Annotated in this window: 28 protein-coding genes; 21 read left to right on the top strand and 7 right to left on the bottom strand. The window is 43.7% G+C overall.

Annotation, left to right across the window (positions count from 1 at the left end; genetic code table 11):
- Nucleotide 1: 1 nt before the first annotated feature.
- The 4 genes from ctaF to GLV98_RS05005 all read left to right on the top strand — a co-directional run bounded on the left by ctaF (nucleotide 2) and on the right by GLV98_RS05005 (nucleotide 2,550).
- Nucleotides 2-328: a cytochrome c oxidase subunit IVB gene (gene ctaF, locus GLV98_RS05020; RefSeq protein WP_089652779.1), complete on the top strand. Its 327-nt coding sequence runs from the start codon at nucleotides 2-4 to the stop codon at nucleotides 326-328.
- A 173-nt stretch (nucleotides 329-501) separates the two neighbouring features.
- Nucleotides 502-1,401, top strand: a complete 900-nt coding sequence (ctaG, locus tag GLV98_RS05015) for a cytochrome c oxidase assembly factor CtaG (RefSeq protein WP_160912642.1) — start codon at nucleotides 502-504, stop codon at nucleotides 1,399-1,401.
- A gap of 29 nt (nucleotides 1,402-1,430) precedes the next feature.
- Nucleotides 1,431-1,886 (top strand): DUF420 domain-containing protein, encoded by a 456-nt coding sequence (locus GLV98_RS05010; RefSeq protein WP_115824836.1) that lies wholly within the window; start codon nucleotides 1,431-1,433, stop codon nucleotides 1,884-1,886.
- 124 nt (nucleotides 1,887-2,010) lie between these two features.
- Nucleotides 2,011-2,550, top strand: coding sequence for a GNAT family N-acetyltransferase (locus tag GLV98_RS05005; protein WP_160912640.1), 540 nt, complete (start codon nucleotides 2,011-2,013; stop codon nucleotides 2,548-2,550).
- 33 nt (nucleotides 2,551-2,583) lie between these two features.
- On the opposite strand, the gene ytvI is transcribed toward GLV98_RS05005, so the two are convergent.
- Nucleotides 2,584-3,642: a sporulation integral membrane protein YtvI gene (gene ytvI, locus GLV98_RS05000; protein ID WP_160912638.1), complete on the bottom strand. Its 1,059-nt coding sequence runs from the start codon at nucleotides 3,640-3,642 to the stop codon at nucleotides 2,584-2,586.
- Nucleotides 3,643-3,767: 125 nt separating this feature from the next.
- A complete protein-coding gene (locus tag GLV98_RS04995) occupies nucleotides 3,768-4,247 on the bottom strand; it encodes a YugN family protein (protein WP_160912636.1) in 480 nt (159 codons plus the stop codon).
- Between the two features lie 208 nt (nucleotides 4,248-4,455).
- Here GLV98_RS04995 and GLV98_RS04990 point away from each other — a divergent pair, with 208 nt between their 5' ends.
- From GLV98_RS04990 to GLV98_RS04975, 4 genes are all read left to right on the top strand, one after another.
- Nucleotides 4,456-4,884 (top strand): CBS domain-containing protein, encoded by a 429-nt coding sequence (locus tag GLV98_RS04990; RefSeq protein ID WP_160912634.1) that lies wholly within the window; start codon nucleotides 4,456-4,458, stop codon nucleotides 4,882-4,884.
- A 132-nt stretch (nucleotides 4,885-5,016) separates the two neighbouring features.
- Complete coding sequence (locus GLV98_RS04985; protein ID WP_160912631.1) at nucleotides 5,017-6,030, top strand: CAP domain-containing protein; 1,014 nt, start codon at nucleotides 5,017-5,019, stop codon at nucleotides 6,028-6,030.
- 59 nt (nucleotides 6,031-6,089) lie between these two features.
- Nucleotides 6,090-6,455 carry a spore coat protein YlbD gene (ylbD, locus tag GLV98_RS04980; protein WP_160912629.1) on the top strand — a complete coding sequence of 122 codons (366 nt, stop codon included), beginning with the start codon at nucleotides 6,090-6,092 and terminating at the stop codon, nucleotides 6,453-6,455.
- 94 nt (nucleotides 6,456-6,549) lie between these two features.
- Entirely contained in the window at nucleotides 6,550-6,993 is a 444-nt protein-coding gene (locus GLV98_RS04975) for a YlbF family regulator (protein ID WP_160912627.1), read from the top strand.
- On the opposite strand, the gene GLV98_RS04970 is transcribed toward GLV98_RS04975, so the two are convergent.
- Nucleotides 6,990-7,319, bottom strand: coding sequence for a hypothetical protein (locus tag GLV98_RS04970; RefSeq protein ID WP_160912625.1), 330 nt, complete (start codon nucleotides 7,317-7,319; stop codon nucleotides 6,990-6,992). The two genes, GLV98_RS04975 and GLV98_RS04970, sit on opposite strands and share 4 nt — an antisense overlap.
- Before the next feature lie 87 nt (nucleotides 7,320-7,406).
- Between GLV98_RS04970 and GLV98_RS04965 the strand changes: the two genes are divergently transcribed.
- Nucleotides 7,407-7,685, top strand: a complete 279-nt coding sequence (locus tag GLV98_RS04965) for a YlbG family protein (RefSeq protein ID WP_202409890.1) — start codon at nucleotides 7,407-7,409, stop codon at nucleotides 7,683-7,685.
- Nucleotides 7,686-7,757: 72 nt separating this feature from the next.
- Here the strand turns inward: GLV98_RS04965 and GLV98_RS04960 are convergent, their stop codons facing one another.
- The gene (locus GLV98_RS04960; protein WP_160912623.1) at nucleotides 7,758-8,147 is read right to left on the bottom strand and encodes a DUF7147 family protein; all 390 of its coding nucleotides are present in this window, start codon (nucleotides 8,145-8,147) and stop codon (nucleotides 7,758-7,760) included.
- Between the two features lie 710 nt (nucleotides 8,148-8,857).
- Between GLV98_RS04960 and GLV98_RS04955 the strand changes: the two genes are divergently transcribed.
- The 3 genes from GLV98_RS04955 (at nucleotide 8,858) to coaD (ending at nucleotide 11,873) form a co-directional block, all read left to right on the top strand.
- Entirely contained in the window at nucleotides 8,858-10,219 is a 1,362-nt protein-coding gene (locus GLV98_RS04955; RefSeq protein WP_160912621.1) for a hypothetical protein, read from the top strand.
- 616 nt (nucleotides 10,220-10,835) lie between these two features.
- Nucleotides 10,836-11,384 (top strand): 16S rRNA (guanine(966)-N(2))-methyltransferase RsmD, encoded by a 549-nt coding sequence (gene rsmD, locus GLV98_RS04950; protein ID WP_237417053.1) that lies wholly within the window; start codon nucleotides 10,836-10,838, stop codon nucleotides 11,382-11,384.
- 12 nt (nucleotides 11,385-11,396) lie between these two features.
- Nucleotides 11,397-11,873, top strand: coding sequence for a pantetheine-phosphate adenylyltransferase (gene coaD, locus GLV98_RS04945; RefSeq protein ID WP_160912619.1), 477 nt, complete (start codon nucleotides 11,397-11,399; stop codon nucleotides 11,871-11,873).
- A 31-nt stretch (nucleotides 11,874-11,904) separates the two neighbouring features.
- Here coaD and ylbJ read toward each other — a convergent pair whose 3' ends face one another.
- On the bottom strand, nucleotides 11,905-13,116 hold the full coding sequence (gene ylbJ, locus GLV98_RS04940; protein ID WP_237417028.1) for a sporulation integral membrane protein YlbJ: 1,212 nt from the start codon (nucleotides 13,114-13,116) through the stop codon (nucleotides 11,905-11,907).
- Between the two features lie 149 nt (nucleotides 13,117-13,265).
- Here ylbJ and GLV98_RS04935 point away from each other — a divergent pair, with 149 nt between their 5' ends.
- Together GLV98_RS04935 and GLV98_RS04930 are read left to right on the top strand one after the other, a co-directional pair.
- A complete protein-coding gene (locus GLV98_RS04935) occupies nucleotides 13,266-14,063 on the top strand; it encodes a patatin-like phospholipase family protein (protein ID WP_160912617.1) in 798 nt (265 codons plus the stop codon).
- Nucleotides 14,060-15,091: a SepM family pheromone-processing serine protease gene (locus GLV98_RS04930; RefSeq protein ID WP_160912615.1), complete on the top strand. Its 1,032-nt coding sequence runs from the start codon at nucleotides 14,060-14,062 to the stop codon at nucleotides 15,089-15,091. The genes GLV98_RS04935 and GLV98_RS04930 overlap by 4 nt, the downstream gene beginning before the upstream one ends.
- Before the next feature lie 134 nt (nucleotides 15,092-15,225).
- On the opposite strand, the gene GLV98_RS04925 is transcribed toward GLV98_RS04930, so the two are convergent.
- Nucleotides 15,226-16,440, bottom strand: a complete 1,215-nt coding sequence (locus tag GLV98_RS04925; protein ID WP_160912613.1) for a nucleotidyltransferase — start codon at nucleotides 16,438-16,440, stop codon at nucleotides 15,226-15,228.
- 205 nt (nucleotides 16,441-16,645) lie between these two features.
- Between GLV98_RS04925 and GLV98_RS04920 the strand changes: the two genes are divergently transcribed.
- The 4 genes from GLV98_RS04920 to GLV98_RS04905 all read left to right on the top strand — a co-directional run bounded on the left by GLV98_RS04920 (nucleotide 16,646) and on the right by GLV98_RS04905 (nucleotide 19,295).
- Nucleotides 16,646-17,167, top strand: a complete 522-nt coding sequence (locus GLV98_RS04920) for a YceD family protein (RefSeq protein WP_160912611.1) — start codon at nucleotides 16,646-16,648, stop codon at nucleotides 17,165-17,167.
- Nucleotides 17,168-17,214: 47 nt separating this feature from the next.
- The gene (gene rpmF / locus GLV98_RS04915; protein ID WP_035505553.1) at nucleotides 17,215-17,388 is read left to right on the top strand and encodes a 50S ribosomal protein L32; all 174 of its coding nucleotides are present in this window, start codon (nucleotides 17,215-17,217) and stop codon (nucleotides 17,386-17,388) included.
- A 604-nt stretch (nucleotides 17,389-17,992) separates the two neighbouring features.
- Nucleotides 17,993-18,748 carry an enoyl-CoA hydratase-related protein gene (locus GLV98_RS04910; protein ID WP_160912609.1) on the top strand — a complete coding sequence of 252 codons (756 nt, stop codon included), beginning with the start codon at nucleotides 17,993-17,995 and terminating at the stop codon, nucleotides 18,746-18,748.
- A gap of 64 nt (nucleotides 18,749-18,812) precedes the next feature.
- Nucleotides 18,813-19,295, top strand: coding sequence for an RsfA family transcriptional regulator (locus tag GLV98_RS04905; protein WP_160912607.1), 483 nt, complete (start codon nucleotides 18,813-18,815; stop codon nucleotides 19,293-19,295).
- An 83-nt stretch (nucleotides 19,296-19,378) separates the two neighbouring features.
- Here the strand turns inward: GLV98_RS04905 and GLV98_RS04900 are convergent, their stop codons facing one another.
- Entirely contained in the window at nucleotides 19,379-19,864 is a 486-nt protein-coding gene (locus GLV98_RS04900) for an N-acetyltransferase (RefSeq protein WP_160912605.1), read from the bottom strand.
- Between the two features lie 159 nt (nucleotides 19,865-20,023).
- On the opposite strand from GLV98_RS04900, the gene GLV98_RS04895 reads away from it, so the two are divergent.
- The 3 genes from GLV98_RS04895 (at nucleotide 20,024) to bshC (ending at nucleotide 23,664) form a co-directional block, all read left to right on the top strand.
- Nucleotides 20,024-20,905, top strand: a complete 882-nt coding sequence (locus GLV98_RS04895; RefSeq protein WP_160912602.1) for a ketopantoate reductase family protein — start codon at nucleotides 20,024-20,026, stop codon at nucleotides 20,903-20,905.
- On the top strand, nucleotides 20,902-21,285 hold the full coding sequence (locus tag GLV98_RS04890) for a DUF3397 domain-containing protein (protein WP_160912600.1): 384 nt from the start codon (nucleotides 20,902-20,904) through the stop codon (nucleotides 21,283-21,285). The genes GLV98_RS04895 and GLV98_RS04890 overlap by 4 nt, the downstream gene beginning before the upstream one ends.
- A 753-nt stretch (nucleotides 21,286-22,038) precedes the next feature.
- Nucleotides 22,039-23,664, top strand: a complete 1,626-nt coding sequence (gene bshC / locus GLV98_RS04885; protein ID WP_160912598.1) for a bacillithiol biosynthesis cysteine-adding enzyme BshC — start codon at nucleotides 22,039-22,041, stop codon at nucleotides 23,662-23,664.
- The last annotated feature ends 62 nt before the right edge of the window (nucleotides 23,665-23,726 follow it).

Raw genomic sequence — 23,726 nt, 5'->3', positions numbered from 1 at the left:
CATGGCCGATCAATCACATTCCAAACCCATTCATCACCAGGAGTATGAGAAGAAACAGCATCGTGAAGAAATGAAACAACAGGTCCTTACCTTCGGACTGATGATTTTGTTCACGATCATTGCTTTTGGAATGGTTATTTTTGAAGTGAATTCTTACTTCATCATTCCGACATTGATTATCCTTGCTGTCGTTCAGGTAGCCTTTCAACTTTATTACTTCATGCACATGAAGAATAAAGGCCATGATATGGTTGCTGTCATGATGTATGGTGGCGCGGCTGTTGCTGCTTTGACCATCATCACGTTCACATCAATTATCTGGTGGTAAGTGAATAAGAGACAAAGAAAAAGACCGGTGCTCCGGTCTTTTTTTCTTTATTTTCCATGAGAGATATGACCAAATTATGAACAATAGATGAATTCCTTATGTATGCTCGTTTTTTCGGCGATAATTAGGTAAAATGGAGAAGAACAAGTAAAACAATCTGGGGTGAGACACCAATGTGGTTAGAACTTCAAATATTTGGCTTCCGTGCCTTATGGAGCCCATATTTTTTTGTATTCGTTCTGTTATTATCAGCCTTATATTTTTACATAACAGGACCTGGACGTAAAAAAGGAACAGTCCGTCCGAGTACTTTTCAGCAAATGATGTTTTATAGCGGGATGCTGCTTTTATACATCGTGAAAGGATCTCCTGTAGACTTACTCGGTCACATCATGTTCACCGCCCATATGACGCAAATGGCGATTTATTATTTGCTGTTTCCGATCCTGGTCATCAAAGGAATTCCTCTATGGATATGGGAAAAAGTTTTTGCTGCAAGAGGCATAAAGTCAGTGTTGAATCTACTAACACGACCATTGATTTCCTTGCTGTTATTCAATGGACTGTTTTCCATGTATCACATGCCCGTCGTTTTCGATTACGCAAAATCCAGTGAACTGGCACATACCGTGATTACATCAATCATATTGTTCATCGCTTTTTGTATGTGGATTTCTGTTTTTCCTCCACTGGAACGTTTGGACAGGTTAAGCCCGATTTTGAAAATCGGCTTCATTTTCGCGAACGGTGTTCTGATTACGCCTGCGTGTGGTTTGATCATATTTGCTGGAGCGCCGCTTTATGAAACCTACTCAGAAGCAGGAGCATGGATGCAGGCGATGAGTTTATGCGTACCTGCGGATGTTCTGAACGGTCTTGCATCGAATTTGAATGGTCCTAATTATTTTACGCCGATGCCTTTGGTTGAAGATCAGCAATTAGGTGGAATCATCATGAAGATTGCTCAGGAAGTGATTTTCGGTGCGATCATTGCTTATATTTTCTTTAGTTGGTTCAACAGGGAAAGAGATACAATTGATCCACTGCCAAGTCAAGTACAAACGGAATCTTAGAGAGTTGCTAGAGGGGAAGAGGTGGAAGTATGCCGTTATTGCCGACATTGAGTACATTCTTCATTGTCTTAAGTGCTGTACTCGTCGCGATCGGTTGGGTACTGATTGTAAAAAATAAAAGAAGCTCGCATCGGAAAGTGATGATTGCAGCTGCCATCAGTGCTCTGACTTTTTTCATTATTTATTTAAGTCGTACGATCTTTGTCGGGAACACCAGCTTTGGAGGACCGGATGATGTGAAGATCTTCTATACGATCTTCTTGATCTTTCATATTTTACTTGCAACGGTCGGGGCCGTGTTCGGGCTAGTGACGTTGACATTCGCTTTTAAACGTAAAATTAAGAAACATAGGAAAATTGGTCCGGTGACGAGTATCATCTGGTTTTGTACAGCTGTAACGGGTGTTGCCGTCTATATGCTGTTATACATTATCTATGATGGTGGTACGACGACCAGTATGATCAAAGCTATATTAGGGACGTAAAGAAAAACAACGAATCGTTGATCTACGATTCGTTGTTTTTGGTTTATCTTGTGTTGGTAAAGGGAAACAGTGTATGGATGCATAAATTTCCATATACATAAAAACAGGAAAGGGATGACCCACAATGGAATTGAAGACAGAGAGATTACAGCTATTCCCGATTACCTTAGACCTTGCACAAACATTGATGAAGAATTCGCTCGCATTTTATTACAAGTTCCAACTACCTTGGAATAAAAACTGGCCTCATGATGGCTTAAAAGCACTTATGCCCATGTATGCGGAACGTTTGGAGAACGATTCTGATGAATTGGGATTTGGTCCATGGGTCATGATTGATTCGGCAGGTGAGCATGTGCTTGGGGATATCGGATTCAAAGGCAAACCTGACAGTGAAGGCAATGTCGAGATCGGCTATCATGTAGTTGCTTCCGAAAGGAATTACGGTTATGCTTCAGAAGCTGTTCAAACGCTATGTGAATGGGCCTTTACGCATGCGGAAGTCGAGGGGATTGAAGCCCAGTGTGATAAAGATAATATCCCTTCACAAAAAGTGCTGATTAATAACGGATTTAACCATACAGGGAGAAGCATGGATATCCTTGTATTTAAGAAGGAGAAAAAAATCTATCAAAAAGAAAATACGATGAATAAAGAATTATAAAAACCTGAAGCGTTGCTTCAGGTTTTTTCTTTCTTATAGTTTGTAGTTCCATCGAATGATGCCCGCTTCTTTTGCAGAGTTGAAAGCAATGACAACCAACGGCCCAAGAATGAAACCGAGGAGTCCGATCAGTTGTAAACCTAAGTACATGGCGATCAACGTGGCAAGTGGGGACAACCCGATGTGTCGTCCCATAACTTTCGGTTCGACAGTTCTCCGAATGGCAAGCAGGACGATCGCCAGCAAACCAAGCTTTGTCCCAATCGTAATGTCCCCTACAATAAGCATATACACAGACCATGGGCCGAGGATGACGATGGAACCGATAATGGGGATGAAATCAATCGCCCAAATAATCAGCGACATGATTATAGCGACATCTGGTGCGATCCATAATAAACCGATCAATGATACGACGAAAATGATAATACTGACGAGAAACTGTGCTTTTAAAAATCCGAACACGACATAGGAAAGACGCGCGTTCATGAATTTCACTTTTTCAGAAGTGGCTTCAGTGAACTGATCGTGCATTTTATCTCGCAATCGTGGTAGTTCAAGCATGAACAAGAACAAGGCGATTAAATAAACGAGAAAACTGACGAGCAGTTCCGGTATTTTAGCAGCAGCTGCGGCTATGTTGGACAGCTGAAGCTTTTCAGAAATGGCTGTCGTCGTCCGATCGATGGCATTCATCATTTCTGCTGTCACTTTATCGACAAATTCTTTCGGCATCGATTGTGAAAAACTGGCCATGTGATCTTCCCAATCCAGCAGCACATTATTGATTTGATTGATGTACTGTGGGGCGTTGTCTGCCAGTTGTACGATTTGGGTGACGGCACGGGTCACAGCAAATGTTCCCAAAAGTCCAAGAAACACAAGGAACAATAAGAAAACTATCGTCACGGACATTTTTCGGTTGATACGGAACTTAAACTGGATGAACCTTACCGCTGGATTTAAGAATAGGGCCGTAACGAAAGCTAATATTAATGGAATAGAGACAGGTAAAATGAAATACCCTGCAATGATGAGTAGAGCGGATATTAGAATTAAAATCCACTGTTTTTTTGATAGATAACGGAACAATTTATGTATAAGTCTCCTTTCCCCCATAGACCAATCTTGAGTTCACTCTTTACTTCCTTTTAAAAAAGTCGCTCACCATACAATGATGTGCGACTGTTGTTCATCCTGCTAATATGGATGAATGATTATATACGGCGATCGGAATCTGAAGACAATTCTTCCACTTTCTTCAGGACTTCCTGGTTTTCGTTCTCTTCCGCCCATTTTTTCAGCTTGTCCAGTACGACATGTTCCGGAACTTGGCTGTGGTACCTCTTCGCTGGTTCCACAACTTTCGAAACCAATGATTTCGCTTTCGAAATGATGCTGTCTGTAAACCCTTCCTGGTGGCCATATTCTACACCGTGTGGGTAATAGTGTCGGCCTAGAAGCGGTTTCATTAAACGAACCACAGCATCTCCTTTATCTACATCCCCTTCAAGGGCAAAACCCTGGATGCGAATATAATAGGTGATATTTTTTTCTGGAGCGGGTATTTTATAATCGTATGTGACACGCTCATAATCCCAGGATCCTCCGAGGATAAATCCATTTCTTTCCATAATTTCTGTCAGTGGCTTGTAGTCAACGACGAGACCTTCAATCCCAGTACCTTCTAATTTCATTTGTTCCACCTCGCAATTGTTATGTATCTTACCTCATTTTAGTATGAAAAGGTAATGCTTGCAATTTTGGCATGACAAACGTCCTGCCCTATGTTTAATATCTGTGATTACGTTCTCATTATACTATAAAAGGAAACCGGATGCATGTAATAAATTCGGTAAAAAGGGGACAATAAGCATTGATCATGATTAATGAGGAGGATCTTTCATGAAAAGTGTAAAAGATATCATGACAAGCGATGTCTCCATCTGTCATACGAATGACCAGTTGAGTGACGCAGCTTCTATGATGAAAGAAAAGAATGTCGGAGCTATTCCTGTCTGTGACGATCAAGGCAACCTCATGGGTATGGTGACAGACCGTGACCTAGTCATTCGTGGGTATGCAGCGAAAAAAACTGATTCTACACCGATTCAACAAGTAATGAGTGATCGCATGTACAGTTGTACACCAGATTGTTCCCTTGAAGAGGCGAGCAGAATCATGGCCGAGCACCAGGTACGTCGTCTACCTGTTGTTGAAAACGGGAAACTGTCCGGCATCCTTTCTCTTGGTGACTTATCGACAGAAGAAATGTCCGACCATGCAGCAGGTGTTGCATTGCAGGATATCTCGGAGCGTCCTGAGCTTCACTAATTACATGGGCCTGCTTCTATGGGAGCAGGCTCTTTTCGTTTTATGGGATTCAATCAGCTCTTTCTAATCATAGCCTCCAACCGATTCGCTTATACATAAAATAAAATGGTCTTTGATGAGGAGTCCGATATGATGAAAAAATCCGTGATCTTATGTTTGGTTATTCTTTTTTTCGCTGGTTTGTTCCTCTTGTTGAATCCTCCTATAGAAGAACAAATAGTCGAAGAGTTTTCAGCACCGACCATAGAAACCGTAGGCCAACCCCAAGCTGAAAATAAAGCGGACTTCTTCTCTTTTCGTGGGTTATCCTCCAAAGCATTATTGGAGGAAATGGGGGAACCGCTGAGAAAAGACCCTAGTGAATATGGATACGACTGGTGGGTTTATGGATCTGAAGAGGAAATCGAGATGCAGTTTGGCATACAGGACAGAGAAGTGGTGACAGGGGTATTGTTCAAAAAAGACCAGGGGCCCGTTCGTGTTCATGATTCTTACGAAGAGGTAGCCGAGTCTTATCCCTTTGAATCTTCCTACCGGTTGGATAGTGAAGGGGCGTACACCCTGAAGCTGACCGAAAAGGATGTCGCAGAGAGACCTGTGATCTCACTAGGTGATCGCTGGACGGCGCAATTATACTTTGACAACGTAACCAATGAAATTTTTGCGATTCGGATGTTAAGGAATGATATTCTTCTCAAGCATCAACCCTACAAAGTCGTTTATCGCGGTAATCTACCTCTTCAAGAGATTTTGGACGAGAAGGCATGGGGCAAAATTGAAGATGGAATGGAAGCTCAAATCTTATCTATGACGAACGGCGTCCGTGCTCTCCATGATGCCGGACCTCTGTTGGAGCACGAAGAAGCCTCTTTTGTGGCCTATGCCCATAGCCGGGATATGAAGCAAAACAATTATTTTTCTCATTATTCCCAGAATGGAGACGGTTTGAAAGAGCGCCTGGGGGAGATTTTATATGTGAGAGCTGGGGAAAACATTGCCTCCCAATATGTAGACGCGACTGCCGCGGTCCATGGTTGGTTGAATAGTCCAGGTCACAGAAAAGCCCTCCTTGACCCTCAATACACACACCTCGGTGTCGGCGTTCACGGGCGGTATTATACACAGAATTTCTTAACTGTCCCATGAACGCCCGTTTTTTTTCTGCATAGGCTATACTGTAGTTCTTACAGTGAGGTGTAGAAGGTATGAGTACAAATGAATTGCACCCGAGCGTTCAGCAGTTCAAAGCCTTTGTCAACAAACACCCGAAAGTGAAGGGACAGTTGAGGAAAAATCATAAATTGATTCAAAGTTATTATGAGAAATATATGATCCTCGGCGAAGATGACCCTTTTTGGGATTCCCTGCCATCTGAAAAAAAGGAAAGCCCTGCAGCGAAGATGGACTGGATCAAACAGCTGGGTGGCTTGATGGAAGATATCAATTGGGAAGAGGTTTCAAGACAAATCGATGAACTGAACGGAGCGATCGGTCAATTTCAACAGCTGATCACAAACGTCAAGAAAGAATCTGGAAAAAATCAGAAGGAAATGGAATACCCTTATTACTAAAATCAGGGCAGATGGAAAAGATCTTTAAAATAGATCTTTCATTTCCATCTGCTTTCCTATTTGATAAGATAGAAGATGGAGGTGGACATGTACTATGCTAGCTACAATGGAAATTGTCGATCTGCTGGACCACTCGGAATCGATTGGGCAGATGGTCATGCATTCAGAGACCATGCAAGAATACCAGGAGGCTAAGAACGCTCTTGAGAATGATAAAGAGGCGCAAAGACTCATAAAAAACTTTGCAGATATGAAAGAACACTATGAGGACGTGCAGCGTTTCGGCCGATATCATCCCGATTACAATACCATCATGAAAAAAGTCCGCTCCGTAAAAAGAGAGATGGATATGCATGAGACGGTAGCCCACTTCAAAAAAGCTGAACGCAATATCCAAAAGCTTCTGGATGAGATCAGCGAAAGTGTAGCCTTTAGTGTAAGCGAGCAAATCAAAGTGCCGAAAAACGGCATGGCGCTTACCGATACTGGATGCAGTGGTGGATGCGGAAGCGGCGGCAGCTGTGGTTGTGCTTCTTAAGGATCCGTAAAACGAATACAGTCGTCGCATAAGTTCCCACAGCAAAACATTTTGCGCTGGGGAACTAAAAAGCGGACACGATAAACATAGAGCGCCTGATTCTTGCGTACGTAGCTCATCGCAAGGGTCAGGCGTTTTCCTTTCATCGCTTTTGATGCACACCATTTTAACGTTTCTTCCACATCTTTCTTTGTTGTTCCTTCTTCCGGGCGCAAATAGACAAAAGGAATTCCAGCGATTTTTTTTAATAACACATGAGCGAGTTTGTCCGATTTCTGTAAAAGCTCTTCAAAAACAAGCGATGCCCGTTCATGGTCTGTGAGCATGAACACCAACCTCCTCATTGCCGTAAGCGGGGATATTTGGTAAACTGACGTTAATCTATTATGTTCGATGGGGAGTAGAGTCAAACAATGATCCGAACGAAACGACAAGGACTAATCGTATATTTTCAACATATGAAAAACATCAGACAGATCAAGAAACATGGCCATCTGATTCACGCATCTAAAAAAATGAAGTATGCCTTATTGTATGTGAACCAGGAAGATGTCGAGTACAAAATGGAAAAGCTCGAACGCTTACCATTCGTTTCCCGTGTTGTGCCTTCCTATAAACCGGATGTTCGCACAGAATACGAAGGAGCAAAGCCTGATAAAGCCAAACAGTATGATTACAAGATGGGCATCTGAATGTACCAAAAAAGCGTCCGCTTAAGAAGCGGGCGCTTTTTTTTGGACGCTGTCGGGTTCATGATTAAGACCTCAGCTTAATGGGGCGATAAATTTATTCATCCGAAGAATGCCAATTAAATGCTGGTAAAAAAGCTCGGTTTCAGGAAAAAGGTTGGAAGGTTTGATGGTGAATTCCGCGACTTCTTTTCCTGCCTGCTCCACCATTTCTTTATACATCTCAAAGCGTTGATTTGGCTTTTCGTGCGGGTTGGGGATACCTTCCCTGCAAATATAGATCGGCTGGAATTTATCGTTATGCGCAGGTTTCATCACTAAAGACAGAGAAGCGACCGGCTCGCCGTTTTTTTCACTGTAGAAAGCGATCGCATGCTGAATGCGTTCAGGCATCCGTGTTCCGAGGTCAACCAGTTCATAAATATCGGCATACCCTTCGCCAAGTTCGATGAATTTTTGTATCATAGATATGTACATCCTTTCTAATCAGCTCTGATACTCATTGATTATTAGTTATTCAAGTATAAGGCAGGATTCTTGAAAACTCAGTTTCAAGATGTGTTCAGGGTTCGTTGCCATACTGGGCGCACGGGTTGGTTGGGAAGCTACTCGCTTTCCTGTGGGGGAGCGCCGAGCTTCCTCGGACTGCGTCCTGCGGGATCTAGCCTATCTCCTTCTCCCACGGGAGTCTCGCACCTTCCCAACCACCCCATTCGATGTGGGGGAGAAACGAACCCACATATACATTAAGAGCATCTTCCAAAACAACTGCGCTCTAGGTGAAAAGTGCTCTATAGCAAGCTTTAGAATACAAGTACTGCTATTTTTAGAGTGGCCACAAACTTCTGTTACGCTCGAAAGCTGCTTATTCTGGGAGTAGTTTCGAGTCACTTATTCGGTCAAGGGGCTGAGGGAAACGGTGAGACTCCTATGGGACGTGTGGGACAAGTGAGACCCTGCAGGACGAAGTCCGAGGAGGCTCACCGCCCGCCCCATGGAAAGCGAACCTTTTCCCGGAGCGCCTACACTCCAACAAACATCTCGAAACTGAGTCTTCCACAATTGTGAGCTTATCTAGAATAAACATTGAGATATAAAAGAGCAGTCTATTAAACAATCAAATTAAAGGTAGCACGAAACTTTGTGCATGTAAATTGGAAAAGGAGGGGAGCAGGATGAAGCGCATATGGATACCGCTCATTTTACTTTTCAGTGTGTCCACCCTCATGCTCCTTTATCAATGGGACCGAGCAGAAGCGGGTAGCGAAAAAGTCAGCAAGTTACAAGATTTGGAAATTTCCATGACTGTCAAAGAAAATCAGTTGCATTTTGCCTATACATATGAACAAGTAAAAGCAGGAATCTACACGTTGGAGATTCCGGAAAAAGCAACCGAAATCGTATGTTCACAAAAAGAGTCACCGTGTCGCATAACCAATCAAAAAAACCCTGAAATGATTTTAGAAATGGAAGGGGAAGTTTTTGTGGATTATACAATGCCTATGCCTGAGAATGAGGTCATCAATGATTGGATGATTAAATTGAAGAAAGACGATCGAGTGATGCATTCAACCTTTTCACTCACGATTCAAGACTTTGATGAGGTGAAAGACCCATGGCTCGTTCCTTCTAAAAAACAAAGCGATATCCAAATGGAAAATCTCCATTATTATAAGTTTCCATCAATAAATGAACCGCTACCTATGGCAAGGAAAGGTGAAGCCTCCTTATGGCACGTAGGAAATAGTATCGTTACATATGAAGCCGGAACGGAGCTTGCGGCTTCAGTCAAACAGGAGATACAAAACTTCCTGGAGGGGATGGGTCCTGTTCTGATTCAGCTAGATCAGTCAGTTACAAAAGTTTCCTCCAACCATATGAAGGTTGAAGGAAGAGACATAGAGGAACTGCAAGCGGAGTATGTTGTAGACCATTTGAGAAAAGTTACTGCAGAAGCAAACCCATGGGAGTTAAAGGTTGTCAAAAATATTTTCACAAGAAATAATTCATTGATGGCGAGTGAAGTAGCAGCCTCGCTAACAAAAGATGAGCTCATGATGTGGAAAGAACGTCTGTTACAAGCTGAAAACATAAAAGATTTAGGGGTGTACCTTGATGAAGCATTGTCCACCGTTTTTGGAGCAGAAACATCCTTTTTCCGAAACTACGAGGCCCCTACAGAAGATAATCTTTACTTCGTTGAAAGTCGGCATGTGTTTAATCATGGTCAGCTTGTATCAGATCGTATCGTTCACTATCATGGGTCACCGTATCTTGCATTACCTGATCTCAGCCGTGTCCTCAATTATAAACTTACGGAAATTGAGAAAAGCAAGGTCTATCTTTTAGAGGTTCCAGGGAAGGAGTATCGCTTTTATGTCGATCAACCGACGTTTATTGTCAATAATGAAAGCTTTGGGATGGGGCAGAAAGTATTGGTCATGGTAGAAGATTCTCCGTTTATAAATTGGCATGATCTTCAGGAGTTAGTTGATATAAATCTTACGACTGGATCTGATTTCGAGCAAAAAAAATAGGGTCGCCCATGACGGGCGACCCCGCTTTTCTGAATCATCAGAGATGAAACAAAAAAGTAAAGGGAGAGGAGAAACCGGAGGAAGAGCTTATGGGGATGTAAGCCTTCTCCGTTTTCAGAAGCAGTATCATCCGCTTCAAGTGCTAGTATGTACGTTGCTGAACCAGCTTATTCACTTGAAATAAAAAAATGTGCAAAATTCTACGTTTGCTTGGTCGTCCGACAACTCTCCACACCCTATTAATTCGGTTCCAGTGCCCAGACACTCGAGACATAAGCAATTCTGCTCTGTGGGAAAAGACACCCACTCCGCAGCTTTGCTTATGCTTGACCCCACAGGAAGTGGGGTCGTTCAGCGTTGCGACAGGACGTCGCGTACTTAGCTGAACTTCATTTTGATCAGGGCACTTCGGGCACTTCCACACCCTGTCCCATCCAGCTCCAGTGCCTAGCCCCTCGAGGTCTTAAGCCCAAATGTTCCGTGAAGAAAAACGCTTCACTGCACATTTGTTCTTAAGCTTGTCGGGGCTGCCCAAGGCACTTCCGCTTTAGAACTTCCCTGCGACGTCTGTTTTGTGGTAGGATTATGGGGAATGATGACAAGTGAGGTGTACAGGATGCGAGTGATTGCTGGTGAATTTAAGGGACGTCCGTTGAAATCTGTCCCTACACATAAAACCAGACCGACGACAGATAAGGTGAAAGAAGCGGTCTTTCATGGTATTGGACCTTTTTTCGAAGGTGGAAAAGCTTTGGATTTGTTTGCTGGGAGCGGTGGTCTCGGGATCGAAGCTTTGAGCCGCGGCGTGGAATCTTGTGTGTTCGTCGATCAACAGCAAAAAGCGATCCAAACCATTTATGAAAATATAAAAACGCTCGATATCAATGAGCGTACAGAAGTATTTAAAACCGATGCCATGCGCGCGATTAAGGCGGCTGGTAAACGAGGATTGACGTTCGATTATATTTTCCTGGATCCACCCTATAAGAAGTTTTCTTATCAGGACTTAATGGAAGCGCTTTTAGAATTTGATTTGGTCGGAGAAGAGGCGACCATCGTTTGTGAGCACGATGCTTCAGAAGAAATACCTGAAGAAGTAGGGCGTCTGAAACGTATGAAAACCGATCATTACGGAAGTAATATTGGTGTATCGATTTTTGAGTAAGGAGAGAAGGGTATGACACGTATTGCGATTTGCCCGGGAAGTTTCGATCCCGTTACATATGGACATTTGGATATTATTCGAAGAGGGGCCAAGGTCTTTGACCACGTCATCGTGGCTGTCTTTAACAACCAGAGTAAGGCCCCTCTATTCGATGTTAATGAACGTACAAAATTGTTGGAAGAAGTAACCAAAGATATCGACAATGTTTCGGTGGACGCCTGCAGTGGTCTTTTAATGGATTATGCTGAGGAAAAAGGGGCGCATGCCATTATTCGAGGGTTGAGGGCCGTGAGTGATTTTGAATATGAAATGCAGATCACATCCATGAACCGGAAGCTGAACGAAGATATTGAAACGTTTTTCGTGATGACAAACAATCAATACTCTTTCTTGAGTTCAAGCATCGTCAAAGAGGTGGCGAAATACCGAGCGAACATCAGTGACCTTGTCCCTCCGCCTGTAGAAAAAGCTCTTTCAGAAAAATTTTAATGACGATAACAAAAAAAACGATCTCTACGGATTATACGCGTAGGGATCGTTTTTTTGCTTTCCGCTCACTGTTCCATTTCACCGCGATCATGAGCATAATCATAAGCAATGTAATCGGCGGTCCATAATGATTAAAAAATTCAAGAATAGGAGTCGTGAAGTTTTCATTCGGATTCCAGGTCGGCATGCTTTGCTGTTGAAAGGGACGGTAAACAAAGTACAACACATAAATCAGAGCTGCGGCGACAATGCCATGAGCGATCCTAGCTAGTGCATACGGTTTGAAACGAATGTCCGTTTCAGCGAGGATGCTTGCAATTTGGGCCTGGATCGAAAATCCATGAAAACCGAGAATAAAACTGACGATTAAAAGCTGCGCGAGCAAAGGTTCATGGGTTTCTGTGATCGCACCGATTCCTGTCGTCAACTCCAACATCCCCGCTGTAAAAGGCACATGGAAAGTTTCCGGCAGTCCTGTATAAAAGAGCAGGTGCGAAAAAATATGGATGGCTCCCGTTTGCTTTAACAATTCCGTGAGGACGGAGAAAAGCATGATAAAACCACCGACCATAAGAAGCGTGTCCACAGATCGTGTGACTGCATCCCCCATCAATTTCCCCAACGTCCGCCCATCCTCCAGCCGGGATTGGTGCATCTTACTGAACGCATCTCTCCAAGAAGCAGAAGCTCGGTCCATGCTTCGTTCCTGATCATTCCTCTTATAAAAGCGCATGCCAATGCCCACTAGAAAATTCCCACCGTAATGGGCAATGGCAATGAGAATGCCAAGGCTTGCATCGTGAAAAAATCCTACAGCGATCGCCCCGAAAATGAAAAGCGGACTGGAAGCGTTTGTGAAAGCTACAAGCCTCTCAGCTTCGGCACGTGTCACTTGTCCTTTCTTGCGCAGGTCCGCGGTCCATTTCGCTCCTGATGGATAGCCGCTTGCCATTCCCATTACCCAAACGAACCCGCCACAGCCGGGCACATTGAACAACGGTCTCATGAAACGTTCACTAAGGGCACCCAGCCCGTGTACAACACCGAAGCCGATTAAAAATTCTGCGGTTATAAAAAAGGGTAGCAGGGAAGGGAAGACGATTTCCCACCAAAGATCAAGTCCTCTGAGACTAGCGGACAGGGCATCACGTGGATATAAAATCAAGGAAACCGCAAGCGCCGAAGCGAGCAGCGTCAATGCGATGGTTTTCAATTTGGAAATCGAGAACGCCTCCTTAGACATGGCTGTTTTCTGTACTTCTCATCATAGGAATAGTAGAATGGGTATAGATTTCGACGCGTGCTCACAGTTTGTCTATATTCCATGTGTACGCTCATAAGGGAATGGTTTATTCCATAAAATAAACCACATGGATGAAGGAGGAATGACGAGTGGCGAGACCAAAGATCGGATTGGCTTTAGGTTCTGGAGGGGCGCGTGGTTTTGCACACTTGGGTGTTCTGAAGGTCCTTCGTGAACATGATATTCCCGTTGATTTCATTGCAGGAAGCAGCATGGGGGCGCTCGTCGGCTCTTTTTTTGCTGCCGGACAAAGAATTGAAGATATGTATAAACTCGCCTTTACGTTTAAACGAAAGTATTATTTGGATTTCACCGTCCCTAAAATGGGATTTGTGCAAGGGAAAAGAATTAAGGAATACATCCGCCTCTTCACGTTCGGAAAGAACATCGAAGATTTTCAAACGCCGATGTCCATTATCGCAACGGACTTGTATGCCGGTGAGAAAAAAATCTTCACCACAGGTCCTGCAAGTGAAGCGGTTCGAGCAAGCATTGCGATTCCCGGTATCTTCGTTCCTGAAAAAATCGACGACCGTCTTTATATTGATGGAGGAGTCATTGATCGTGTGCCTGTCTCTGTGGTGAAAGATATGGGGGCAGCATTCATTATTGCTGTGGATTGTGCTCATTTTGATTCCGATCCAAACATTAATTCCATCTATGATGTCATCACACAGAGCATCGATATTATGCAGGATGAATTGGTTACGGCCATTGGCGTATCCTCTGATGCCGATGTGATGATCAAGCCGGATGTATCCAAGTTCAGCTCCCGGGCTTTTACGAAGATCCAGGAAATTGTAGAGGCGGGGGAGAAAGCAGCGGAAGATCGCATAGAAGATATAAAGAAAAAGCTCGCTGCGTGGAAGGAGTCAAATGACGAATGAGAGCAAATCGTAGACTGATTATCACCGGAATTATAACCATACTTATCGTAGCATTTTTGGGGGCCTTCCGCCTCCCTTATTATATTTATAAGCCGGGAACAGCGGATGCGCTGAATGACATTGTCGAAGTCGAAGGCGGTTTCGACAGTGAAGGGGACATGCACCTTGTAACCGTACGTGGTGGACAAGCGACACCCATCCAATGGGTCCTTGCTCAGGTACGTCCATTCCATCAAATCTATCCGTTAGAAGACATTCGTCCGGAAGGGGTATCGGAGGAAGAGTATTTCCATGCCCAGCTACAAATGATGGAATCTTCTCAAGAAGCCTCCAAAGTCGTCGCCTATCAAGCAGCAGGTAAAGAAATTGACATCAACTACGAAGGCGTTTATGTCATGAACGTAATCGAAGGCATGCCTGCCGAAGAGATTTTAGAGACGGGCGATCAGATTGTGAAGGTCGATGGACAGGACATTCAAGAGACAAATGACCTGATCGATTATGTGAGCAACAAGGGTGAAGGGGAGTCTGTGATGCTCACCATTGTAAGAGGTGAGGAAACAATCGAACGGGAACTTGAACTTGCTCCTTTCCCTGATAACCCAGACAAAGTCGGTGTCGGTATTTCACTTGTGACCGACCGAACGGTGGATGTGAATCCGAAAGTGAATGTGAAAAGTGGTGAAATCGGAGGACCGAGTGCCGGACTGATGTTTTCGCTTGAAATTTATGATCAATTAACAGAACCGGATATCACAAAAGGTTATGAAATTGCAGGGACCGGAGAAATCAATTATGAAGGACAGGTAGGTCGAATCGGGGGCATTGATAAAAAAGTGGTGGCCGCTTCCGATCACGGTGCTGAAGTTTTCTTTGCTCCGAATGAAGAGGGAAGAGATGGATCCAACTATCAAATAGCCAAAGAAACGGCAGAAAAAATCGATACAGACATGAAAGTCGTTCCTGTGGACACGTTTCAAGATGCGTTAAACTATCTGCAAGACTTAGAACCGAAGAAGGAAACATAAGAAAAACAGCCGTTCCGATAGAGGAGCGGCTGTTTTTTTAGAGATTGTAAATACTATCCAGTGACCTTTCATTGTGGTATCTTCTAAATGTCCGTGGAAAATCACGGCATTGGCGCATTTAAGTGTTCCTAAGTTCAAGAATGAATCACAGGCGGACCGTATTCCCGCTTCAGTTGATCCACTCTGAGCTCAGGTGTCAACACACTGTAATAAGCGGCAGCGGCTCTAGCTTCCAAGCCCAACATTTCATGATCCAGCTGCTGAGGTTGGGTGATGAGCGGTATGGAGGCTTCTTTTTTTACCGAGCGTAAATATTTTTTTCCTACGTCTGACATGCCGAGGATCCTTGCATAAGGAGGCGGTGTTTCTCTTAAAAGAACGCGGGTCTCTTGTTTGTCAGTTCCTACAAGGATATGGGCAAGCGTTCGCTGGAGTCGTGTCCACGTGTACCTCTTCGTTTTCAATGATGAAATAAACTGATGGAAAGTTGCAGCTTCTTTAATGGTCCTTTTCAGACGATATTCCAAACCTTCGTCGACTCCATGAAAACAACGAAGGGTACTTTCCTCCATCGTCATGATCTTATATTGAAGCAAATGAAAATAAGCTTCCCACTGGTGCCAAATGCCATGGCTGTCCTTGTACTGATGTAAAACCTCGGTAGTAGAAGGGGGGAGCGAACGTTCAGCCTTTTCTGATATCCTTTTTTCTTCAAACAGTTCTTTCCGAATACTTGTAGCACTTGCGATCGTTCCATGGATCTCTTCATCATGGTAGTGATTATTTTTCCGTAAGACGGTCAGTGGTTCGATATGAGGAGCATAAGTAAGAATTTGTTTTACGTAACTATAACCAAGGATGTTATTCGGTTGGGTGAGGTCAATGGAACCTGAGGGGAAAGCAATGGATTCATATCCAAGGCGAGATGCCTCTGGATAGGCATATCCTTCATTTAAATAACTTCTCACGGTCACATCATACTCTTCCTGGTGTTTGTTCATATGCTCAAACGCCTCTGTGAACGCCGTAATCCTGCCGTTTTCACTACCAAAACATATACTGTCCACCCCGACTTCCGCAAGTGTCTGGATGGCGCCCTGGCTGAAATAGTCGCTATGTTGAACCGCATAAAGAAAAGGGAGCTCAAGCACAAGGTCCGCACCACCATGAAGAGCGGCTTTAGTCCGGTGCCATTTATCAATGATGGCAGGCTCTCCACGCTGCAAAAAATTCCCGCTCATGATGGCGATCATACAATCGGCTTCTGCATGTTTTTTCGATTCTTCCAAATGATAAAGATGTCCGTTATGAAAAGGATTATATTCAACAACTACTCCACATGATTTCACAAAAGATCCTCCCATCCGATTCTTTACTATTGAACAAGTGTTTGGTTTATTTTATCATGATACTATGGAAATTTCGCATTCCTGACCGTGAAATATGAGAATCTTACTAAAACCGCACGAGAATAAGGATATGCTGTAAAGAAAAAATATTGACAAATCAGCGAAATCCTTTTACAATAACTCTTGTTGCCATGAGGTGATAACTATGAAATTTCCTCTACAAAAACTCAAACAGTCAGGTGACGAGCCTTTCTACTTTGAGGATGACGTAGATATTCGCGAATTAGAACAACTGAACAATGACATTCGCAGGATTTCCCCTGTTCATGTCAAAGGTCAAGCAATGACTCGAGGAAATGATATAACGGTAACTTTTTCGATTGATGGAGAAATGGTGTTGCCTTGTGCCCGAACGTTAGTTGATGTGACTTATCCATTTCACATTGATGCTCTGGAGGCATTTAATCTGTCACCGTACCATACAGAAGAAGATGACTCTGAAGTTCATTCCGTGAATGGAGAAGTGCTTGACTTAACGCCTTATATCAAGGAAAATGTACAGTTGGAGATTCCGACTCGCGTTTTTTCCAATGATGATGAGGCTCATGAAGCAGCCCCCCAGGAAGGGAAGGGCTGGCAGGTGGTTACAGAGGAACCAGAGGAAAAGAAAGTGGATCCTCGAATGGCTAAACTGCAATCATTATTAAATGAAGAAGAGAACGAGTAAAACAATATGTTATGGTTCTCAGAAATCCCTTAAAGGAGGTGTACAACATGGCAGTACCTAAGCGTAAAACGTCTAAGAAAGTCAAAAACCAACGTCGTACTCACAAGAAACTTCACGCACCTGGAATGGTTCAGTGTGATAACTGTGGCGAGTACTCAAAACCACACCATGTTTGCAAATCTTGTGGACAATATAATGGAAAACAAGTGGTAAACGACTAAGTTTATCAAAGAAAGGTCTGACATCTGTCAGGCCTTTTTTTATGCCCACAAACTCTTCCACTAACGATCCCTATTCTTAAAGACTCAGTTTCGAGATGTTTGTTGAGTGGATGGGGGCTGCGGGGAATAGCTCGCTTTCCGCGGGAGCGCGGTGAGCCTCCCCGGACTGCCTCCTGTGGGGTCTCACCATGCATTTTTTTCCCGCAGGAGTCTCGCCATTCCCCTCCGCCCACTTGCCGGAAGAGATTCTCGAAACTACCTTCCAGTAATAAGAGCTTTTATGGTTAAGAATCCTATACCGACACATATTAAGCAGGATTTCACAACACAACTAGGCAGGTTACTATAAGAGGGATTTCGAGAACCTCATTTGGTAAAGGGACGGAGGGGAAACGGTGAGACTCCTGTGGGAAGTGCGTGGTAGATGAGACCCCGCAGAGCGTTGGCTCGAGGAGGCTCATCACTCGCCCACGGAAAGCGAACCTTTTCCCGGAGTCTCTAAACTCCAGCAAAAGTCTCGAAATCAAGTCTTACACAATCCTGCCATATAGTTGAACAAATTCTATAGATTTCTGGTACATTAGTATTGGAAGGGGTGGAGAGAGTGTCACAATTAATTCTAGTAGAGAAAAAAGAGGGGTATGCGGTACTAACCCTGAACCGTCCAGAAAAGATGAACGCGATATCAAAACAAATGACGAAGGAATTTTATCAAGCAGTCATAGACTTAAAGAAGGAAAACCTTAAGTTTCTTGTCGTCACAGGGGCAGGGGATCGCGCCTTCTGCGCCGGGGGAGACTTGAGTGAACTTCATGGGGAAATGAATGCTGCACAAGCCTACGCGAAGTTGCACCCTATGAAGGAAGTCCTGTATGAACTAGCCACTTTTCCAGTGCCTACAATTGCCGTACTAAACGGACAAGCAAGAGGCGGTGGGTGTGAAATTGCTACAGCCTGTGATTTTAGGTATGGAACAGAGGACGCTTCCTTTGGTTTCGTCCAAGCGAACTTGGGCATAATCCCTGGATGGGGAGGAGGCACACTTCTATATCAACGGGTGAAAAGTGATGTCGCAGCCCATTGGCTAATGGATGCTGACATGTACACAGCGAATCAAGTCTATCGAATCGGTTGGTTACATAAGATGATTACAGTAAACTGCGGGGAAGATATTTTCTCATCTTTTCTAAACAAAACTCCTGAACAAATGAAAATATTTAAGCAGCAGTATATGGATCACATGGATTTCCAAACGCTCTCGGAACGTATGGAGCGTGAAGTCAGGCAATGTTCCCTGCTATGGGAATCGGATGAGCATAAACAAGCGGTGCGGAACTTCGAAGCTAAGAGAAAAAGATGAGAAATGCGATTCTATCAATCATTCCTCCTGCATAACTATAAGCAAACGATAGAGGAGGGATGCTATGGATGCCCCAAGACAAGATGCCTGGAAGGACGAGGAAGATCTGTTATTGGCTACAACGGTTTTGAAGCATATTCGTGAAGGGAAGACCCAGCTCGAAGCCTTCCAGGAAGTGGCTGAACAATTGCACAGAACACCTGCTGCATGCGGATTCAGATGGAATGCGACTGTAAGGAAAGAATATCAAAAAGAGATCCAGGAAGCGAAAAACAGCCGTAAAGCCACACGGACGATTTATTCATCCTCCAAGTCTTCTGACGATACACCGATGTCTTTGGATGCTGCCATCTCGTTTCTAAAAGAAATGAGAACCAAGCAGTTTGAAGATTTTGGGAAAGAGAATTTAGAAACCCAGCTAAAAAAACTCAACGAAGATAATGAGAAGCTTAGAGAAGAATTAAAGCAGTGGGAAGCAGCGTGGAATGAAATGGATAAACTTGTCCATTGGGTAAGAGAAAAAAGAAAAAGTGAGAGTGGTGTTTGAACCGTCGTTTCACCTGCCATTCATATTATTTACGATCATAAACAAAGGCCCCTACAACATTGTGTAGCGGCCTCATTCATGTTTTATGCGTTTACATCTCTTTCCTCCACCCCTGAAGGCATCCAGATCAGTGGATTTTCCCCGAGGTCACGTTCGACATCATAATGCGCTTTCTGAAAGCCCATTTTCTCCCAAAAACCGTGAGAATTGATTCTAGGATTCGTCTTAATCGGTAAATCAAAGCTTTTAGCGAAATCCACCAGTGCTTTTCCATAGCCAAGCCCGCGATAATCCGGAAGAACCTCGAGCTTCCACAGTTCCAGATAGTCCTGGGAGGGATCGAAATAGTGGTCATACTTCGCTTTGACTCGATATAAACTCATGCGAGCAACTAAAGCGCTTCCATAATACACCCCGTAAAATGGTGACTCACTGTCGTTTTCCACAATATTGCTTTCCAAGTCCTCAAGCATCGCAAGTTCCTGGTTCCCGTATTCTTTGAACCGTTTAAACTCCTCGAGTGTCTTATAGTTGACCAATAAAGGTTGAACTCTTGTTTTTGTCATCATGAAAGAATCCCCTTTCAAATATCTGTCTATATCCATATTATAATATAAAAATTTTCAGAATGAAATGAATAATAATACATTGGACAAGAATCGACTGCAATATCGTTTCGGAATCTGCTACAATAGTGAAGCAGATTAGTTCGAAATGAGGAGAGAGTCATGAAAATCGGAATCATAGGAGCAGGTTCCATAGGATTATTGGCAGGGGCCTATTTAGGTGAACACCACGAAGTGCATATGTTCGTAAAAAAGGAAGAACAAAGAAGGACTCTTGCAGCGGAAGGCATTATCTGTGAGCAATTGACAGAACCTGTATCCGTTTATGCGCATCTAGCTACACAAATGAGTGAAGGTTATGACTTATGGTTGGTTACCATTAAACAACATGCGATGGATGATTTTCTCGAACAAGACCTTCCTGATGACGCTCCGTACTTATTTCTTCAAAACGGGATGGGGCATTTGGAGAAATTATCGCAATCCGGCTTGAAAAGTTGTGTCGGCGTCGTTGAACACGGTGCACTTGCTAAAGGTCCAAATGAAATCGACCATAGAGGGAAAGGGAATATTCAAATGGCCGTCTATAAAAAAATGGAACCTATGCATGGACAAGCTCTTTCAATGGCATTACATACAGCACATTTTCCAGTCGTTTTTAAAGAAAAATATGAGCCTATGCTAAAGAGCAAACTAATCATAAACACGGTGATTAATCCTCTCACTGCACTATTCTCACAACCGAATCGTTCCATCCTCACGAATCCATCCATAAACGAAATGGCAAGCTTGTTGTGTGAAGAAGCTTGCTCCGTACTAGGCCTTTCCTTTTCTATAGAATGGGAGCGAGTGAAGGAAATAGCTGAAACAACAGGAGAAAATCATTCCTCGATGTTGAAGGACATTACCGAAAACAGGTTGACTGAAGTGGACAGCATCTGTGGTTACATCCTCGATCATGGGAAAAACCCACTTCCTTACCATCACTTCGTCGTGCATGCGATTCATGCACTCGAATATGAAAGGGGGGTTCGAAAAAGATGAGTGATCTGATTGTTTATACGATTGCGTTTCTGCTTACTCTGCCTCTCCCTTTCCTAGTGGTTTTCTATCTATGTGCCAGAAAATGGAGCAAGCATAAGTTAAAGGCCCTGCACCGTACAGCAAACTATACCGCTCCTATCTTTATTATGTCGGTCCACGTCCTCCTTGTCGTCTTGTTTGACCGCAGCTTTCTACCGTTCATTATTGTCTTCCTTTTAATCCTCTTAGGTATGTCGATGGTAGCGCAGTATAAAATCAATGAAGAAGTCCGTCTCTTCCGAGCACTCAAAGGATTCTGGCGCGTGAGTTTTCTTTTGTTCATCCTTTTCTATATGGGATTGAGTACGTATGGACTGGTAGCCAGAGTCTTTTTCAGCTAGTGCATCTACACGGCTTTTACATGAATTCTTCGGTCCGACATAAAATAATATCAGGAACGGATAAGCACAGCCCAAATCAAAAAGGCTGTGCTTACCTATGTAAAAGACTCCTTCGTATGTTAAGGCTACTCATTAATTATTAAAGTATATGGAAGGATTGTGTAAGGCTCAGTTTCGAGACTTTTGTTGTGTGGATGGGGCTGCGGGGAATGAGTCGTTTTCCGTGGGAGCGCGGTGAGCCTCCTCGGACTCCGTCCTGTGGGGTCTCACTATGCACTTTTTTCCCACAGGAGTCTCCCCATTCCCCTCCGCCCCTTTGACATGGGAGTGTCTCGAAATCCATCCTCAGAAAGCCTGATTGTACGCTCAAATGAATGAGGTAATATAAACGATCCACAGTGATCATTTCGAGCACGAAAGCTTGGTGTAGAGCGCTTTATGCTTCTAACAATAGGATGGTTGACGACATTCCAACATGGTAAAAGGGTTGGTTTCTCACAATCATCAAATGGGGTGGTTGGGAAGCTCGCCACTCCCCCACAGGGAAGCGAATTGCTTCCCGGCCCCCCCTAACGCTCAACCTAGCAACGAACCCCGGAAACATCTCGAAACCTCTAAATTTCACAATACGGAGCTTATGTGAATTTAGAGGTTTCAAACAGATAATGTGAAGTCTGTGGTGGTTTTTTGTACAATACAATAGGATACATAATAAAATCATGTAACTATTGCCTATAAAGGAGTCGTATAGAGATGCGTATCGATCCGATTGAACTCGAACCGAAACAAACATTGTTTCGTGACTATAAAAACGAATATGAAAAAATAGCTGATCGGTTTAATCACCACCCGTTTGAAGAATCTACTTGGGGACGTCGGTTATCTGAAATAGAGAATCAAGCGTATCAAAGAGCTGAGCTTTCTGATGTGCTGAATCGTATGAATCGAAGGTGGGAGGCTCCTGAGGAAACGTTTGCCAACATTGAAAAGCTGAAAGATGAAGAAAGTGTCGTCGTCATCGCTGGGCAGCAGGCTGGCTTGCTTACAGGCCCGCTCTATTCCGTGCATAAAATCATTTCCGTCTTACAGCTTGCGAAGGAAAAGGAAAGAAATCTTGGGCGACCGGTGATTCCTGTTTTTTGGATTGCTGGAGAGGATCATGATTTTGATGAAATTCACCATATCATGATGAAACAGGAAAACGGTATGGAAAAGATAACGATCGATCACACCCCTGAGACAAAGGCTTCCGTTTCCGAAATTACCATCGATCAACAAAAAGCTTCGGTCTGGTTGAAAGATGTTTTCAAAATGGTTAAGGAAACCGAGCATACGCAGGACTTTTACAAAGAAGTGGAGCGACTATTGGAAGAATCCAACACGTACAGCGACTTTTTTGCCAGAATGATTTATTATCTTTTCCCTGATGAGGGTCTCGTGTTGATCGATGCTCACGACCCTGAAGTCCGCCGTCTTGAGACACCGTACTTCAGTACGATGATTAAAAAGAATAAAGAAATGGCCAGCGGTGTGTACGCAGTCTTACAGAAAAACCGTCAGGAAGGGTATGAGACACTTCTTGATAGTGAGATTGATGACGCCCACTTGTTCTATAGTTTTGAAGGAGAAAGAGTACTCCTGATTCGAGATGAAGAGGGGAATTATAGAGGAAAGAACAATGAAGTCGTTTTGACGGAAGCAGAGCTGTTAAAGATCGCAGAAGAAACGCCGGAACTTCTGAGCAATAATGTGGTGACAAGACCGTTGATGCAGGAAGCACTTTTCCCAGTTCTGGCCTTTATCGGAGGCCCGGGAGAAATCAATTATTGGTCTGTTTTAAAGCCCGCTTTTGAAATGGTGGGTTTATGTATGCCGCCTGTCCTTCCGCGTCTATCTTTTACGATGGTCGACAGGAAGACAGGCCAACAGCTGGAGAAGTTTCATATCTCTGCGGATGAAGTGATCCGTTCTGGAGTGAGAGAGAAGAAGATGAATTGGATCGCTTCTCAAAGCACGCCCAAGGTCCACCATCTAACCGAACAGGTGAAAAGAGAAATAGCCAGCATTCATGCGCCCCTTCGTGAAAAATCAGCGTCATTAAGTGCTGATCTCGGTCAACTGGCTGAGAAGAACCTGGAGTACATCTTAGAAAACATCGACTTTTTAGAGAATCGTCTCCACCAATCAATGGAATCGCAGCATCAACATGAAATGGATCAGTTTGAGAACATGGAATGGACCCTTCATCCTGGTGGTGGCCTTCAGGAGAGAATGTGGAGCATCGTCCCATGGGTGAATGAGTACGGAGGAACAGTGTTTCAGCAGATGAACAGACACCATTTGAGCTTTAGAAACGATCATTATGTCGTATATTTGTAGGGAAGGTCCTCCACCATCCCCCACCACAAAAAAATATGATCAAACCCTTTAAAATCTTGCCT

The sequence above is a fragment of the Halobacillus litoralis genome (genome assembly GCF_009856415.1).
GTDB classification, from domain to species: domain Bacteria; phylum Bacillota; class Bacilli; order Bacillales; family Halobacillaceae; genus Halobacillus; species Halobacillus litoralis_C.
This window is presented reverse-complemented; position numbering and strand designations above follow the sequence as displayed.